Genomic DNA, 15,574 nt, shown 5'->3' with positions numbered 1-15,574 from the left:
TCCCACACAAAGTGGTGTTGTTTCTGGTTGTACATCCGATGCCCCTTGGATTTCCGCTAATTCTTCCTCACTTAATTCATTTAGCGCTTTTCCAGATGGGTGTTTCGGTAAGTCTTTTAACTTTTCTCTTACTTGGGGATCTTTCCACGCCTCTACTAACTCTTCTTTTGTGAACTTGTATTCTTTTGACATTTCATTCATCCTCTCGTTTTGTTTTTTATTTTTATTTACAAATCTTAATTGACGTTGTTAATCCTATAATTACTCCCACACAAAGTGGTGTTGTTTCTGGTTGTACATCTGATGCCCCTTGAATTTCCGCTAGTTCTTCTTCGCTTAATTCATTTAACGCTTTTCCTGATGGATGTTTCGGTAAATCTTTTAATTTTTCTCTTACTTGTGGATCTTTCCATGCCTCTACTAACTCTTCTTTTGTGAACTTGTATCCTTTTGTCATTTCATTCATCCTCTCGTTTTGTTTTTTATTTTTATTTACAAATCTTAATTGACGTTGTTAATCCTATAATTACTCCCACACAAAGTGGTGTTGTTTCTGGTTGTACATCCGATGCCCCTTGGATTTCCGCTAATTCTTCTTCGCTTAATTCATTTAACGCTTTACCCGATGGATGTTTCGGTAAATCTTTTAATTTTTCTCTTACTTGTGGATCTTTCCATGCCTCTACTAACTCTTCTTTTGTGAACTTGTATCCTTTTGTCATTTCATTCATCCTCTCGTTTTGTTTTTTATTTTTATTTACAAATCTTAATTGACGTTGTTAATCCTATAATTACTCCCACACAAAGCGGCGTTGTTTCTGGTTGTACATCCGATGCCCCTTGGATTTCCGCTAATTCTTCCTCACTTAATTCATTTAGCGCTTTTCCAGATGGGTGTTTCGGTAAATCTTTTAATTTTTCTCTTACTTGTGGATCTTTCCATGCTTCTACTAACTCTTCTTTTGTGAACTTGTATTCTTTTGACATTTCATTCATCCTCTCATTTTGTTTTTTATTTTTATTTACAAATCTTAATTGACGTTGTTAATCCTATAATTACTCCCACACAAAGTGGTGTTGTTTCTGGTTGTACATCCGATGCCCCTTGGATTTCCGCTAGTTCTTCTTCACTTAATTCATTTAACGCTTTTCCAGATGGGTGTTTCGGTAAGTCTTTTAATTTTTCTCTTACTTGGGGATCTTTCCATGCTTCTACTAATTCCTCTTTTGTAAATTTGAATTTCTTAACCATTTCATTCCTCCTTTTGTTTTTCTATTCATTTGTTTATTTATTTGTTTGTTGTTCTCTACAGTTATAAATTTACAAGATTCAAAGTTTTTAGGTAACTTCGCAAAATTGCATATTTTTAACATTTTTAAAATAAAAAATTCCTAACCTACAAAATGTAAGTTAGGAATTTCAGCTCCGGATTCAACAGTAAATAAACAATAATAGGCTAACAATAACATCAAAAAAGCCCTTTGCACGTGGTATTTTTACTTACCACACAAAGGGCTTCTGCACAAAATAATATTAAAGTTTATATAACGCGCCCAGAGGGATTCGAACCCCCGGCAGACGTGGTACCGGAAACCACCGCTCTATCCGACTGAGCTATGGGCGCATGATTATAGAAAACACTTCATTTTCTTCTCATAATAATAGCAATAAAATCCATCTAAATCAATAAAAATATCCCCGTAATACCTTATGCATCTTAGCTAAAAGCATATAAAATCTATTTCACCCCTAAATTTTCCAATCATAAATTCACCCCAACTCACAAATTATAATCTTTGAATTGATATTCCAAAGGGGGCTTCATTCAATGACTGTAATTACGAAACTAAAGCAAACTGTTTCTGGATTAAAAAGTGCACAAGCTAGCTTAGAGGGATTCGCTCTTGATACGGATAACCAACAAGCGAAGCAACTTTTCCAAACAGCTGCGCAGCAAACACAAACGATTATCGATTCTTTAAACCCACGCGTTGAAGAAGTCCAACAAGAAGAACCACAATACTCACAGCAATAACGAATCAGTCTTGCTGTGAAATAGAAAAAGGATGATATGCAGTCATCCTTTTTCTATCACATTACATATTGCAATAGAAATGGAATGATAATTATGCGAAAACTCGGCCTCATAACCGCATTATTTGCACTTCTATTTAGCTCTTTTACCGGATGTGATAATAGTCCTTTAGATAAAAAAGTGAAAGAAGAAGCAAAACGAACGGAGAAAGAAAAAGGTCCAAAGTTAACAAAGACGAGTACGGAATCCTTTAATCAATCTATATCACAAGGAGCGAAGAAAAGAGCTCTCGCTATGGATGAAATTATAAAAAGCACAGCAGTGAATTCAAATTTAGATCTCTACATAGCAGTTATACCGGAGCATCACGAAAGGTTTGGATTAAAACCTCTTCGTAAGAAGCTTCAAAAGCAGCTAAGTGATGAGCATCCTACTTTCGATGTTCGTGTCAGTACAGATAAAAAAATCTTTATGTTACTCGAAAAACTCGAAAGAAAAATTAAGGAAAAAGAAGTATCTAAAGATGAAATTAATAAACAATTAAAATTCATTGGTAAAAAAATGGAGTCTAACACTTAACGCTTTTTAAAAGAAAAGGAAGGATTGCAATGGCTAGTAAAGATAAAAACTTAACCCCTGTACAACAGGAGTATAAAAAATTCGAACAAGAACGCGAACCGAAACGACCTGTCTTAAAAAATTGTATAAAAGCCTTTTTCGTCGGGGGTTTTATTTGCTTCATCGGACAACTCATTTCTACTTTTTACATCACATATTTTGATTTCACTGAACGCTCAGCAGGCAATCCAACAGTCGCAACTCTCATTTTCATCTCCATGTTGCTAACTGGATTTGGTATATACGATCGTTTTGGACAGTTTGCCGGAGCAGGTACAGCTGTACCTGTTACTGGATTTGGTAACTCTGTTATTGCCGCATGTATTGAGCATCGAACGGAAGGATTTGTCCTTGGCGTTGGCGGCAATATGTTTAAACTAGCTGGTTCTGTTATTTTATTTGGTGTATTTTCCGCTTTCGTCATCGCACTTATTAAAACGATTCTCGTTCAATGGGGAGGGCTATAAATGTTACAAGGACACCGAACGTGGGTATTTGAAAACAAACCAGTCATTATCTCAACAGGGGTTGTCGGTGGACCATTTGAAGCAAAGGGGAACATCCCAGAAGACTTCGATATCCTTCATGAAGATTTATGGCTTGGACAAGATTCCTATGAAAAAGCACATAAAATTTTATTCGAAGAAGCTTGTAGCCGCGCTACTGAAAAAGCAGAACTTCGTAAAGACGATATTCAATTCGTACTCGCAGGAGATTTAATTAATCAAATCACTCCAACAAGCTTTGCTTGCCGCACACTTGGCACTCCTTATCTCGGACTATTCGGGGCTTGCTCTACTTCTATGGAAGGTTTAGCACTTGGAGCAAGTATCGTAAATGCAAAAGGTGCAAAATATTTATTAACTGGAGCTTCAAGCCATAATACTGCTGTAGAAAAACAATTCCGCTACCCTACCGAATACGGTGGACAAAAGCCGCCTACTGCACAGTGGACAGTAACCGGAGCAGGAGCCGCTATTTTAAGCGATACTGGACACGGTCCAAGAGTAACCTCTGCAACAATCGGACGAGTGATTGATATGGGATTAACGGATCCGTTTAATATGGGAGGCGCAATGGCTCCAGCTGCAGTTGATACAATTGAAGCCCATTTACGTGAACGCCAAATTGATGCCTCTTACTACGATTTAATCGTAACAGGCGATCTCGGACATGTAGGACGCGAAATTGCTTATGACTTACTACATAAACACGGAACGAAAGTAACGAGCGAACAATTTCAAGATTGCGGAATTATCATTTATAGAGAAGGACAACCTGTCATAGCCGGTGCTAGCGGGCCTGGATGTTCTGCAACTGTCGTATACGGTCATTTATTAAACCGAATGAAAAGAGGAGAGTTCAAAAAAATACTTGTCGTTGCGACAGGCGCTTTACTATCTCCACTTACATTCCAACAAGAAGAAACGATTCCGTGTATCGCTCACGCCGTTTCGATTGAATTTGGAGGTGCAACGCAATGATTTTTTTCTGGGCTTTCGTCATTGGCGGACTCATATGTGTAATCGGCCAACTTATGTTTGATGTTGGCAAACTAACACCAGCTCATACAATGGCAACACTCGTCGTTGCCGGAGCTATATTAGATGGATTCAATTTGTATGAACCATTAATTGATTTCGCTGGAGCTGGGGCAACCGTACCTATTACAAGCTTCGGTAATGCCCTCGTTCATGGCGCAATGGAAGAAGCTGCAAAACATGGCATCGTTGGCGTTATTACCGGCATGTTTAAAGTAACGAGCGCCGGTGTATCAGCAGCTATTATTTTCGGCTTCATTGGAGCATTGTTATTTAAACCGAAAGGATAAGAGGTGTTTATATGACTGTTATCGCTAGCGTAAAAACTTGCCTTGCTAGTGTAAGGGGCGCTCAAGCAAGCTTAAGTTCCCTTTCGCTAAACTCTACAGACGATGAAGCAAAACGCGTATTTCATGAATGTATGTTAGAAATGGACAGCATCATCGCTGATTTACAGGATAGGGTTTCATTATTAGAACGTGAAGAACCTCAATATAAAGGGTTTTAAGTAGACTGGAGGAAATGACTATGTCTCACCTGCCGGAATGGACACTTGTTATCCTTCGCTCTGTATTCATATTAATCATTTTATTCACTATTACAAAGTGCTTAGGAAAAAGGCAAATCTCTCAGCTTTCCTTTTTTGAATACATAGCAGGAATGACAATTGGCGATATCGCCGCTCAAATAGCTACAGGGCTTGATCAAAAGTTTTTCCACGGTGTCTTTGCCATACTTATTTTCGCCTCAGTACCCTTCTTTGTCGGAATTCTCTCCCTAAAAAACAAAACGGCTAGAGATTTTTTTGAAGGGAAGTCTACAGTGTTAATAAAAGATGGCAAAGTACTTGAGGATAATTTAAAGAAAGAGAAATATACAAGTGATGAGTTACTTGAACTTCTTAGAGGAAATGGTGCATTCAGTATAGCTGAAGTCGAATTTGCTGTCTTAGAACCGAGTGGAGAATTAAATGTATTATTAAAGAAAGATTCTCAGCCACTTACAGCAAAAGATCTCGGTTTAAAAGTGCCAAATGAAAAAGAACCACAAACTGTTATTATGGATGGAAATGTACTAGATGAACCTCTTTCAGCAAGCGGACATAACCGCGCTTGGCTACATTCAGAATTAGAAAAAATCGGTGTTGTTATTGAAAATGTCTTCCTCGGTCAAGTGGATTCATACGGACAACTTACTATCGACATTTACAATGACAAACTCCAAATGCCTTCTCCTCAAAACAAACCTTTATTATTAGCATCTTTAAAAAAATGTCATGCTGATCTTGAACTATTTTCCCTAGAAACAAAGTCGAAGTCAGCAAGCGAAATGTATAGTAAAAACGCGAAACAAATCGAAAAGATTTTAAATAAAGTAACCTATCTTTTAAAAGACTAATTATCGAAAGAACGCTTCAGTTAAAAAGCGTTCTTTTCTTTTTTCTCCAGTTTTCGTAACGTTTAAATTTATGTAATTCGGTTATGATGTTGAAGATACATAAGCAGGGAATTTCGAAAACATAGCGAATATTTCATGGTACAACTACATATTTTTTTGATTTAAAGTGGTTTCGTTTGACCTTTATTGACCATAATTGTATTATAAGACTAAGAAAGCTTTATAAGGAGGAAATAACAGATGAATTTAATTCCTACAGTAATTGAACAAACAAATCGTGGAGAACGCGCTTACGATATTTACTCTCGACTATTAAAAGACCGCATCATTATGCTTGGTAGTGCAATTGATGACAACGTAGCTAACTCAATCGTTTCCCAGCTTTTATTCTTGGAATCTCAAGATCCAGAAAAAGATATTCACATCTACATCAACAGCCCTGGTGGTTCTATCACAGCGGGTATGGCAATCTATGATACAATGCAGTTTATTAAACCACAAGTATCAACAATCTGTATCGGTATGGCTGCATCTATGGGTGCATTCTTACTTGCAGCAGGTGAAAAAGGAAAACGTTACGCACTTCCAAACAGTGAAGTAATGATTCACCAACCACTTGGTGGAGCACAAGGTCAAGCGACTGAAATCGAAATCGCTGCAAAACGTATCCTATTCTTACGTGAAAAACTAAACCAAATTCTTGCTGACCGCACTGGTCAACCACTTGAAGTACTACAACGCGACACAGACCGCGACAACTTCATGACAGCAGAAAAAGCTTTAGAATACGGTTTAATCGATAAGATCTTTACAAATCGTTAATAACTAAAAGCGGAAGCGGCTCGTTCAGAATCACAGGGCGATGGAGCACCTGATTCCGAGGCGCTTTTTGCCTCGAATGAAGGGGCGAAGCGACCGGAGATTCTAGCCGCTGGAGCTGGATATAACTAAAAGTGGAAGCGCCCTATAATTGGGCGCTTCTTTTATATATTGTTCCCCGCTCACATACCCCATCCAGTATCCCTCTAAATATATCAACGATTTTTCAATTATATCGAACAAAACTTAAATTATATCAACGATTTTTTTAATATATCAACGGTTCGACACAACATATCGATTTACCGACAATCTCCGACAAGGACAAACCAGCTAAATACCCCTCCCCGCTAATCCGCACAAACAACAAAACAAAAAAGCTATCGCATATACGCGATAGCTTCTTATTGTACATATGCAGCTAATGCTTCTAAAGCCTCTTCTGCATCTGAACCTTCTGTTGTAATTGTTATCATGCTTCCAGTTCCAATTGCTAAGCTCATAATCCCCATTATGCTCTTTGCATTTACTGTCTTTCCATCTTTCTCGATGAAGATATCTGCATGAAAGCGATTTGCCTCTTGTACAAACAACGCAGCCGGACGTGCTTGTAAACCGTTTTTTAATGAAACCTGAACTCGTTTTTGAACCACAGCTCCATTTCCCCTTTAACCTCTTATTTTTTTACTAACGTTTCCCCCGCGCGTAATTTCTCTGCGATTTCATCGATTTTACGCAAACGATGATTAATACCCGACTTACTAATCTTCCCCCCGGATACCATCTCACCTAACTCTTTCAATGTTACATCTTGATAATCTCTTCGTAATTGTGCAATCTCTTGTAATTTATCCGGCAAAATATCAAGACCAACTGTCTCATCAATATAACGAATATTTTCAATCTGTCTTAGTGCTGCACCAATTGTTTTATTTAAATTAGCTGTTTCGCAGTTCACTAAACGATTTACAGAATTACGCATATCACGTACGATTCGAATATCTTCAAATCTTAAAAGTGCATTATGAGCACCTATAATATTTAAAAACTCTGTAATTTTTTCTGCTTCTTTCAAATACGTAATGTACCCTTTTCTTCTTTCCAACGTCTTACTATTTAAATCAAATCCGTTCATCAGTTCACATATAGCATCATTATGTTCCTTATATAACGAAAAGATTTCTAAATGATAAGATGATGTTTCTGGGTTATTTACTGAACCACCTGCTAAAAATGCGCCACGTAAGTACGATCGTTTACAACATTTCTTCTCAATCAATTCTTGTGATATATTTCGAATAAATGAAAAGTCATCTCGAACGATATGAAGATCAGCTAATATTTCGCGAGACTTCTCAACAAGCCGCACAATATATACGTTATTTTTCTTCAAGCGCATTTTTTTACGGACAAGCAATTCTACCGTCACGTCATATCCTTTTTTCAAAAGCGTATAAATCCTTCTTGCAATTGCCGCATTTTCCGTTTGAATATCGATAGATAGACGACGGTTTGAAAAAGAAAGCGACCCGTTCATTCGAAGTAACGCTGATAATTCTGCTTTCTCACAGCATTCCTTCATCTCAAGATTCGTCAACTCTTTCTTTGTTTCTGATGCAAATGACACAGTCAACACCTCCTTATACGATTATTATGGAACAAAATTCTTGTCCTATATGAATGAGGAGCGCTACCTCAAACGAGGCAACGCATATTTATAACAATGAATATAAAATGGACGCTAACTTTAACGTATCATGCCTTACAACATGATCATCATACTTCGCTAATCCCTCTTGAATAACATCAATATTATTTTCAACAAAACGTTCTTCATCCACTACAACTGGTGTAGACATTTCTTCCTCATATGACTTGCGTAATTCACAAGGAATCTCACGGTTATTTACAATTGCAGTATTGATAAATGGTTGCCCTAAATGATCGTGTAACGCCTGCACATGATCAAAAGCAGTATATCCCATCGTTTCACCCGCTTGTGTCATAACGTTACATACATATACCTTCTTCGCCTTTGCAGCAAGAACAGCGTCTCCAATTTTGTTAACAACTAAATTGGGCAATATACTCGTATACAAACTTCCAGGACCGAAAACAAGTAAATCAGCTCGTTTAATCTCAGCCAACGTTTCATGCAATGGCTCTACATCTTCTGGAGTTAAAAAGACACGATTAATCTTCTTTCCGTAATAAGGAATCTTTGATTCACCTGTTACAATTTCCCCATCTTCAAGTTCCGCATGAAGTACCGCACTTTGATTCGCTGCTGGTAATACACGTCCTCTGACATTTAATACTTTACTTGTTTCTGTAATTGCATGGAAAAAGTCTCCTGTAATCGAGGTCATACCTGCCAACAATAGATTTCCTAACGCATGACCTTTCAGTCCGTCTCCTGTTGTGAAACGGTGCTGAAATAAAGCTTCCACCAGTGGCTCTACATCCGATAACGCAACAAGTACGTTACGGATGTCACCTGGAGGTGGAATTTCTAGCTCATCACGTAATCTACCCGAACTGCCACCATCATCAGCAATTGTAACAACTGCTGTAATATCAACAGGATATTGCTTTAATCCCCTTAATAAAACAGAGAGTCCAGTTCCGCCTCCCATGATGACAATTTTAGGCTTTCTCTCTTTTTTCATCCCTTAATGGCCCTTTCTCTTCTCCACATCACGATGAGATACATGAACACTATACTCTGGTTTCAAATGTTTCCCAAGGTATTCTGTAAGCGTAACAGAACGATGCTGTCCACCTGTACATCCAATTGCAATTACAAGTTGACTTTTGCCTTCTCTTTTATAATGAGGCAGCATGAAAGTAATCAGATCCGTCAACTTCTCTAAAAACTTATGTGTCTCATTAAATTTCAGTACATACGAAGAAACTTCTTCATCTAGTCCTGTTAATGGCTTCATATGTGGAATGTAATATGGATTTGGTAAAAAACGAACATCAAATACTAAATCTGCATCAATTGGAATACCGTACTTAAATCCAAATGACATAACATTTACACGAAATGCTTGCTCAGTTTCTGTTGAGAACAAGTGAACAATTTTTTCACGTAATTCTTTCGGTTTTAAATCCGATGTATCAAGCACAATATTCGCTCGTGCCTTCATATCTGTTAATAAATTACGCTCTGCTTCGATTCCCTTTAACGGCAAACCAGTTGGTGCAAGTGGATGCGAACGTCTCGTTTCTTTATAACGAGTTACAAGCGTACTATCTTTCGCATCTAAAAATAAAATATGAGGAATAATCCATGTACGTTCTGATAAATCATCAAGTGCTCCCCATAAATGTTCGAAAAACTCGCGGCCACGTAAATCAATACCAAGTGCCACTTTATTCATTTTCCCTTTTGAATCCGCCATAAGCTCAATAAACTTTGGCAATAACATCGGTGGTAAATTATCCACACAAAAATATCCTAAATCTTCAAAACTTTGTAAAGCTACTGTTTTTCCAGCTCCAGACATCCCTGTAATAATTACCATTTTTATATCATTATTCTCTGTCATTGTATCCTCTCCTTGACGGTTTAACTCGGATCTAATCGATATGAAAGCAACTCAAAATCTGGGGTATATACAAATGTACCGTAGATTATGCCATTTCCTTTAATTAAATAATCAATAATGTGATAATCTCCTGGCGCCATTGCTAAATCATCAATTTTATCAAATGTATGCCAACCAATGATGCCTTCTTCGCTCTCTAGTTTGTTTTCTCCTGCAAAATCTGTCGCTAAAAAGGAGAACATCATCCATTCAGAAACAACTTTATCACCTTCTTGGATGACAAAGGTGAAGACCCCCTTTAACGCTGGGTTTTTCAAATAAATACCTGTTTCTTCACGATACTCGCGAACAACGGAATCTCTTACAGTCTCACCACGCTCCATTTTCCCGCCTGGTGCAACCCACCAATTTCGGCGAGGTTTTTGGAGTAAGAGTACTTCATTATCTCTAATTAACACACAGTTTGTCACTCTTTGCATGTTTCTTCACCTCAGCTACTTGCAGTAAAATTCCTCACTGCATACTTCTTTCATTATACTATCAAAAACAGTTTGCTACAACGAAGGAGCCAGTCCTCTTTCGCTAAGCATATGCTACTCAGCAATTTTAAAAAAGCTTTCTATAACAAGCAATGTAAATGCTTATACTTTGAATGAATAGCATGAAAAATCCCCTTAACGCTTTTTATCGCCAAGGGGATTAAAGTACTTATTTCTTACCGAAATAAGTAACAATCGCAAATCCTAAAACAAAGGTAATAATTGAACTTATAATTGAAAATCCGCCAGTCGGAATCCCAGGGAATACAATTACAATCGAACCGATTACAAGTCCAATAATTGCCGCAAATGTCATACTTTTATAACGATCTAATAAAAAACTAATGCCTTTACTACTTACAACAAATCCAACCATAACACCAGCACCGATAACCACGATTAAAGGTAAGTTAAGTGTAGTTAAAGCGTTAATTGCTGTTGGATACACACCAATAATTAATAAAATAAACGATCCACTAATTCCAGGAAGCAGCATGGCCATGCTAGCCATCCATCCTGCGAAAAATAAACCAATTGCATTTAAAATTGTTAACGTCGTAATTGGATCTGCTACCTTATCTGGTTTAAAGAAAGCTGTAATCGCAACAAGAATTGCTGCAACTATTAATAAAACGATGTGCTTACCTTTAAACGACGACTTTGCATCAGCTTCCCTCATTAACATCGGTAATATACTAATAATTAAACCGAGGAAGAAAAATTGAGTCGGTTCATAATGATTTGCAAGTAAATATTTAATAACGTGACTTAACGTTAAAAATGCCGCTGCCACACCAGCTGCAAGTGGAATTAAAAATCCTAAATGTTTTTTCCATTCACGACTAAAGAATCCACTAATTGCCGCAAGCAATTGTTCATAAATCCCTAACACAACAGCGATTGTACCGCCGCTCACACCAGGAATTAAATCACTAACGCCCATACAAAATCCACGATATATATTACGCCATTCCATACTGAATAAATTCCTCATTTCTTATAGTGATTTTTTCCGTAAAGTCCAGTATATCAATAAGAAAGCTTATAATCCTTATATTTTTTGACAAAACTTTGACATTTTCACACAAAAAAAGAAGAAAGCTCCTGTCGGTAGCTTTCTTCTCACAAGGTATATTATCCCTTATTTTTCTGATACAGTTTTTAATTCCTCTAATAATTCTTCTACGTAATGTTGTGCACTTTGCGCTGCAATACTACCGTCACCTGTTGCAGTTACAATTTGACGAAGCATTTTTTCACGAACATCACCAGCTGCGAAAATACCAGGAATTTTCGTTTCCATACGCTCGTTCGTTTCAAGGTAACCATTTTCATTTGTAATACCTAGTTCAACAAATGGTTTTGATAAAGGTAACATACCGATGTATACGAATACGCCGTCAGTTTTGACTTCTTTCTCTTCTCCACTATTTACGTCCACAAGTGTTACACTTCCTACTTTACCACTTGCTTCGTTGATTTCTTTTATCGTGTGGTTCCAAATGAAATCTACTTTTTCGTTTTGGAAAGCACGGTCTTGTAAAATTTTCTGTGCACGAAGCGTGTCACGACGGTGAACGATCGTTACTTTTGATGCGAAGCGCGTTAAGAACACACCCTCTTCAACAGCAGAATCTCCGCCGCCAATTACGATAAGTTCTTTTCCTTTAAAGAATGCTCCGTCACATACTGCACAATATGATACACCGCGGCCGCCAAGTTCTGTTTCACCCGGTACACCAATTTTTTTATACTCTGCACCGCTTGCAACGATAATTGCACGTGCTTTATATTCTTTTTTACCAGCAATAATTGTTTTGTATTCCTTACCATCGATGACTTCTTTCACATCACCGTATGCATATTCAGCACCAAATTTCTTCGCATGCTCGAACATTTTATTTGATAAATCTGGTCCTAAAATAGACTCATAACCTGGGTAGTTTTCTACATCTTCCGTGTTTGCCATTTGGCCACCTGGAATACCACGCTCAAGCATTAATGTGCTTAAATTTGCACGAGATGTATATACTGCAGCTGTCATACCAGCTGGTCCTGCACCAATAATAACGACATCATAAATTTTTTCTTCTGACACACTATTCACTCCTATCCATTCCTACACAATTAAGTTACCCTCATTATACTGTTAGCATCATTTTTTTCCCAATGATTTGCTTATCTTATGTGTGCGTACGCTTAACAGCTTGCACATACTTTCGGACAGTCGCTACAGATACATTATATACATCTCCAAGCTCCGACTGTGTCATTTTATTTCCTTGTTCGCCGCGTACAATGTATTCAATCGCAGCTGACCAGCCGTACACATTTGTAAATATGTCTCCAGATGTATATAAACGTATGAACGTACAAAACCAAAAGTGTAAACACTCTTCAATTAATTCATCATCTTTTTTCGTATAATTGTATAATGCATCCGCGATTCTCGCGCACTGCTCAAATTGCTGTAAATCAGCTGGAATACTCTTATGACTATTAAGTAAAAAGAAGTACTTTGCAAGTTGTGATACGATGGGAACACCGTTCTTCGCTTGCGTTATATCAAAGAAGAATCCCACCTTCTCCGGCGTTGACAATTCATTCATTAAATATAAAGCTAGCATTTGTTCTTCTAGCGTCGCACTTTGCTGAAATGATTTTCGTAATTCTTCAAATAACATGTTTTGTCCTTCATCTGCTAAATTCAGCGCATTCCACGGTTCTTTTCCCTTTTTATCAGGATGCAATTCCACGACATATTGCCACATTTTTTCAGCTAGTTGCTGATCTTTCACCATATAAGCAGAATATGCAAACCAATAATAAAAACTAACGTCTCCCTCATATCCTTGACGCTTTAATAGTTTGAACCATTTATATGCATGCTCGAAATAACCAATTGTTGCAAGTGTAGTTCCCAGTTTCAAACGATGTTCAAATGAAATTGGATATACTGAAACTAGCTGTCCCGCTAATGCTTCTACTTGTTTATGCTCTCCAATTGAATATAGAAAAATAAGTGTATTACAAAGCGCATGTATATTACCAGGATTTTTCTCTAAAATCATTTCTGTTAACTTCAGCGCTTTGTCTACATTACCCGATTGAAAATGTGCAATGGCTAAATTATTATGACCTGACCAAAATTCCGGATAATCTTTCGTAACAATTTCTAATGTAGCAATTGCTTCTTCTAATTGTCCATTACGAATATAACGATTCGCTTCTTCCTGCATAACAATTAAATCATCTTCATCTTCAATCTCTTCCGCACCCATTGCTTCTTCTTCCATAATCTCTAGAAGTTCTAATGTATCTTCTACGAATTCCTTCTCTTTTGCAACTTCTAAATAGCGATCCGCATATTTCTTCGCCTGTTGAAATAACCCCATATATGCATAATTATTTGCAATAAAATAATAGCACTGTTCAAGTTCAGGATTAGATCTAACTAACTTTAAGAAGGTTTGATTCGACTCTTGATATTCACCAGCCTCAGATAATACTGTTGCTAATTGACATAAAATAAACGGCTCCTTCTCACTTTGTGCCGCTCTTCGAAAATATTTAATTGCATCTTGCAATTTTTGTCCTTTGTAAGCTCTCATCCCTTTTTTATAAAAGAAGTCCGCTAATTGATTAAAAGAGATAACTTGTCCGTTCTCCTTATATATCCTTTGATTTTTCCCCATATATCCTCCAGTTTTTTGTTTTCTTCGTTCACACATTCTTCTATCTATAAGTATAAACGATTCCGTAAAAAACAAAACAGTATATTATACTCAATTATTTCCTTTTTATTCATAAAAAAAGAGGAGAAATGTTACATTTTCACCATGAACCTTCTCTGGCGGTCATTTGCTCTTTCGTATAAATAATACGCATTGGATTTCCACCTACGAAAGCACCGCTCGGTACATCTCTATGAACAAGTGTGCCAGCTGAGACAGTCGCACCGTCTCCAATTTTCACACCTGGTAATATTGTTACATTCGCTCCAATCATCACTTCATTTCCAATGACGATTTCCCCAAGTCGATATTCACGAATTAAATATTCATGTGCTAAAAGCGTTGTGTTATAGCCAATAATCGAATTCTCTCCCACAGTTATCTTTTCTGGGAACATAATATCCGGCATTACCATAAGCGCAAATGATGTTTTCTTTCCTACTTTCATCCGTAAAAAAGTGCGGTACAACCAATTCTTCACAGATAAAAATGGCGTGTAACGTGCAATTTGGATAATAATAAAGTTTTTCATTACCTTCCAAAAAGACACTGTTTTATACACATTCCATAATGAATTTTCTCCTGAAACAGGATAGCGCGTTGTCCGTCGCACTTAGCTCGCTCCTCTACTAACTTACTTGGACCTTTATGAACGGTTCATATTAGACAAAATCGGTAGCAAATCACTCATTTTATCTAGCATAAAGTCCGGCTTGTAAGCCTCTAAATACGCTCTACCTTTCAACGTCCATGAAACCGCAGCTGTTTTCGTCCCCGCATTTTGACCACCGACAATATCATGATGATTATCCCCAACCATCAATGCTTCTTCTGGTTTTGCATCTAATAATTCAAGCGCTTTTTGAATTGGCTCTGGATGTGGTTTCACATGCTCTACATCATCAATTGTCACGACAACATCAAAAAATTCATCAAGCTTTGACAACTGTAATCCCATCTCAACGGTTTGTCTCGCTTTCGTTGTAACAATACCAACTTTATAACCTTGCTTCTTCAACTCTCGAACTGTTTCATATACAGTTTCATATTCTTCTACTAATTCATCATGATGATCATGGTTAAATTCGCGATAACTTGTAATCATCTCTTCAACCTTACTTTCATCAATCTTACTGAAAGTATCATGCAAAGATGGACCGATAAATGGCAACACATCTTCACGCTTATATTGATTTGGATAATATGTATTTAAAGTATGTAAAAAAGAAGAAATAATAAGTTCGTTTGTATTAATTAAAGTTCCATCTAAATCAAATAAAACTGTATTTATTCTCATCGCCTTAGTCCTTTCGCCTTCCTGAATATGAAAGAAGC

Annotated in this window: 23 protein-coding genes and 1 tRNA gene; 8 read left to right on the top strand and 16 right to left on the bottom strand. The window is 37.2% G+C overall.

Annotation, left to right across the window (positions count from 1 at the left end; translation table 11 throughout):
• The 6 genes from ACTFSL_RS30320 to ACTFSL_RS30295 all read right to left on the bottom strand — a co-directional run.
• The coding region (locus ACTFSL_RS30320) for a mersacidin family lantibiotic (RefSeq protein WP_440042905.1) at positions 1 to 192 on the bottom strand (192 nt) is incomplete at its 3' end.
• Between the two features lie 31 nt (positions 193 to 223).
• The gene (locus ACTFSL_RS30315; RefSeq protein WP_000160316.1) at positions 224 to 457 is read right to left on the bottom strand and encodes a mersacidin family lantibiotic; all 234 of its coding nucleotides are present in this window, start codon (positions 455 to 457) and stop codon (positions 224 to 226) included.
• A gap of 31 nt (positions 458 to 488) precedes the next feature.
• The gene (locus ACTFSL_RS30310) at positions 489 to 722 is read right to left on the bottom strand and encodes a mersacidin family lantibiotic (protein WP_000160316.1); all 234 of its coding nucleotides are present in this window, start codon (positions 720 to 722) and stop codon (positions 489 to 491) included.
• 31 nt (positions 723 to 753) lie between these two features.
• Complete coding sequence (locus ACTFSL_RS30305; RefSeq protein ID WP_030029258.1) at positions 754 to 987, bottom strand: mersacidin family lantibiotic; 234 nt, start codon at positions 985 to 987, stop codon at positions 754 to 756.
• A 31-nt stretch (positions 988 to 1,018) separates the two neighbouring features.
• Positions 1,019 to 1,252: a mersacidin family lantibiotic gene (locus tag ACTFSL_RS30300; RefSeq protein ID WP_029443586.1), complete on the bottom strand. Its 234-nt coding sequence runs from the start codon at positions 1,250 to 1,252 to the stop codon at positions 1,019 to 1,021.
• A gap of 297 nt (positions 1,253 to 1,549) precedes the next feature.
• Positions 1,550 to 1,625, bottom strand: a tRNA-Arg gene (locus ACTFSL_RS30295).
• Positions 1,626 to 1,829: 204 nt separating this feature from the next.
• Between ACTFSL_RS30295 and ACTFSL_RS30290 the strand changes: the two genes are divergently transcribed.
• From ACTFSL_RS30290 to clpP, 8 genes are all read left to right on the top strand, one after another.
• A complete protein-coding gene (locus ACTFSL_RS30290; RefSeq protein ID WP_000216166.1) occupies positions 1,830 to 2,036 on the top strand; it encodes a DUF1657 domain-containing protein in 207 nt (68 codons plus the stop codon).
• Positions 2,037 to 2,129: 93 nt separating this feature from the next.
• On the top strand, positions 2,130 to 2,615 hold the full coding sequence (locus ACTFSL_RS30285) for a YhcN/YlaJ family sporulation lipoprotein (protein WP_001228543.1): 486 nt from the start codon (positions 2,130 to 2,132) through the stop codon (positions 2,613 to 2,615).
• Positions 2,616 to 2,644: 29 nt separating this feature from the next.
• Positions 2,645 to 3,121 carry a stage V sporulation protein AC gene (spoVAC, locus tag ACTFSL_RS30280; protein WP_000146953.1) on the top strand — a complete coding sequence of 159 codons (477 nt, stop codon included), beginning with the start codon at positions 2,645 to 2,647 and terminating at the stop codon, positions 3,119 to 3,121.
• Positions 3,122 to 4,138 carry a stage V sporulation protein AD gene (gene spoVAD / locus ACTFSL_RS30275; RefSeq protein ID WP_000938970.1) on the top strand — a complete coding sequence of 339 codons (1,017 nt, stop codon included), beginning with the start codon at positions 3,122 to 3,124 and terminating at the stop codon, positions 4,136 to 4,138.
• Entirely contained in the window at positions 4,135 to 4,485 is a 351-nt protein-coding gene (spoVAE, locus tag ACTFSL_RS30270; RefSeq protein ID WP_000575919.1) for a stage V sporulation protein AE, read from the top strand. Before spoVAD ends, spoVAE begins: the two co-directional genes overlap by 4 nt.
• 11 nt (positions 4,486 to 4,496) lie before the next feature.
• On the top strand, positions 4,497 to 4,703 hold the full coding sequence (locus ACTFSL_RS30265; RefSeq protein WP_000215913.1) for a DUF1657 domain-containing protein: 207 nt from the start codon (positions 4,497 to 4,499) through the stop codon (positions 4,701 to 4,703).
• Positions 4,704 to 4,723: 20 nt separating this feature from the next.
• Entirely contained in the window at positions 4,724 to 5,593 is an 870-nt protein-coding gene (locus tag ACTFSL_RS30260; RefSeq protein WP_000018930.1) for a DUF421 domain-containing protein, read from the top strand.
• A gap of 240 nt (positions 5,594 to 5,833) precedes the next feature.
• Positions 5,834 to 6,415 (top strand): ATP-dependent Clp endopeptidase proteolytic subunit ClpP, encoded by a 582-nt coding sequence (gene clpP / locus ACTFSL_RS30255; protein ID WP_001049162.1) that lies wholly within the window; start codon positions 5,834 to 5,836, stop codon positions 6,413 to 6,415.
• Between the two features lie 401 nt (positions 6,416 to 6,816).
• Here the strand turns inward: clpP and ACTFSL_RS30250 are convergent, their stop codons facing one another.
• The 10 genes from ACTFSL_RS30250 to ppaX all read right to left on the bottom strand — a co-directional run bounded on the left by ACTFSL_RS30250 (position 6,817) and on the right by ppaX (position 15,536).
• Entirely contained in the window at positions 6,817 to 7,065 is a 249-nt protein-coding gene (locus tag ACTFSL_RS30250) for an HPr family phosphocarrier protein (RefSeq protein ID WP_000250307.1), read from the bottom strand.
• Between the two features lie 23 nt (positions 7,066 to 7,088).
• On the bottom strand, positions 7,089 to 8,039 hold the full coding sequence (gene whiA, locus ACTFSL_RS30245; RefSeq protein ID WP_000006558.1) for a DNA-binding protein WhiA: 951 nt from the start codon (positions 8,037 to 8,039) through the stop codon (positions 7,089 to 7,091).
• An 88-nt stretch (positions 8,040 to 8,127) separates the two neighbouring features.
• Positions 8,128 to 9,081, bottom strand: a complete 954-nt coding sequence (locus ACTFSL_RS30240) for a gluconeogenesis factor YvcK family protein (RefSeq protein WP_000712188.1) — start codon at positions 9,079 to 9,081, stop codon at positions 8,128 to 8,130.
• 3 nt (positions 9,082 to 9,084) lie between these two features.
• Positions 9,085 to 9,966 carry an RNase adapter RapZ gene (gene rapZ / locus ACTFSL_RS30235; RefSeq protein WP_000138459.1) on the bottom strand — a complete coding sequence of 294 codons (882 nt, stop codon included), beginning with the start codon at positions 9,964 to 9,966 and terminating at the stop codon, positions 9,085 to 9,087.
• A 20-nt stretch (positions 9,967 to 9,986) separates the two neighbouring features.
• On the bottom strand, positions 9,987 to 10,445 hold the full coding sequence (locus ACTFSL_RS30230) for an NUDIX hydrolase (RefSeq protein WP_001190080.1): 459 nt from the start codon (positions 10,443 to 10,445) through the stop codon (positions 9,987 to 9,989).
• A 229-nt stretch (positions 10,446 to 10,674) separates the two neighbouring features.
• Positions 10,675 to 11,481, bottom strand: coding sequence for a DUF368 domain-containing protein (locus ACTFSL_RS30225; protein WP_440042900.1), 807 nt, complete (start codon positions 11,479 to 11,481; stop codon positions 10,675 to 10,677).
• A 165-nt stretch (positions 11,482 to 11,646) separates the two neighbouring features.
• The gene (gene trxB / locus ACTFSL_RS30220; RefSeq protein ID WP_001288078.1) at positions 11,647 to 12,603 is read right to left on the bottom strand and encodes a thioredoxin-disulfide reductase; all 957 of its coding nucleotides are present in this window, start codon (positions 12,601 to 12,603) and stop codon (positions 11,647 to 11,649) included.
• An 85-nt stretch (positions 12,604 to 12,688) separates the two neighbouring features.
• Positions 12,689 to 14,200 carry a tetratricopeptide repeat protein gene (locus tag ACTFSL_RS30215; protein ID WP_000517739.1) on the bottom strand — a complete coding sequence of 504 codons (1,512 nt, stop codon included), beginning with the start codon at positions 14,198 to 14,200 and terminating at the stop codon, positions 12,689 to 12,691.
• 139 nt (positions 14,201 to 14,339) lie between these two features.
• Entirely contained in the window at positions 14,340 to 14,852 is a 513-nt protein-coding gene (locus ACTFSL_RS30210; protein ID WP_001255070.1) for an acyltransferase, read from the bottom strand.
• A gap of 33 nt (positions 14,853 to 14,885) precedes the next feature.
• Positions 14,886 to 15,536 (bottom strand): pyrophosphatase PpaX, encoded by a 651-nt coding sequence (gene ppaX / locus ACTFSL_RS30205; RefSeq protein ID WP_440042898.1) that lies wholly within the window; start codon positions 15,534 to 15,536, stop codon positions 14,886 to 14,888.
• Positions 15,537 to 15,574 lie beyond the last annotated feature (38 nt).

The sequence above is a fragment of the Bacillus cereus group sp. MYBK108-1 genome (assembly GCF_051917185.1).
Taxonomy (GTDB): Bacteria; Bacillota; Bacilli; order Bacillales; family Bacillaceae_G; genus Bacillus_A; species Bacillus_A cereus.
The sequence above is the reverse complement of the archived record's forward strand: the minus strand, read 5'-3'. Positions and strand labels throughout refer to the sequence as shown.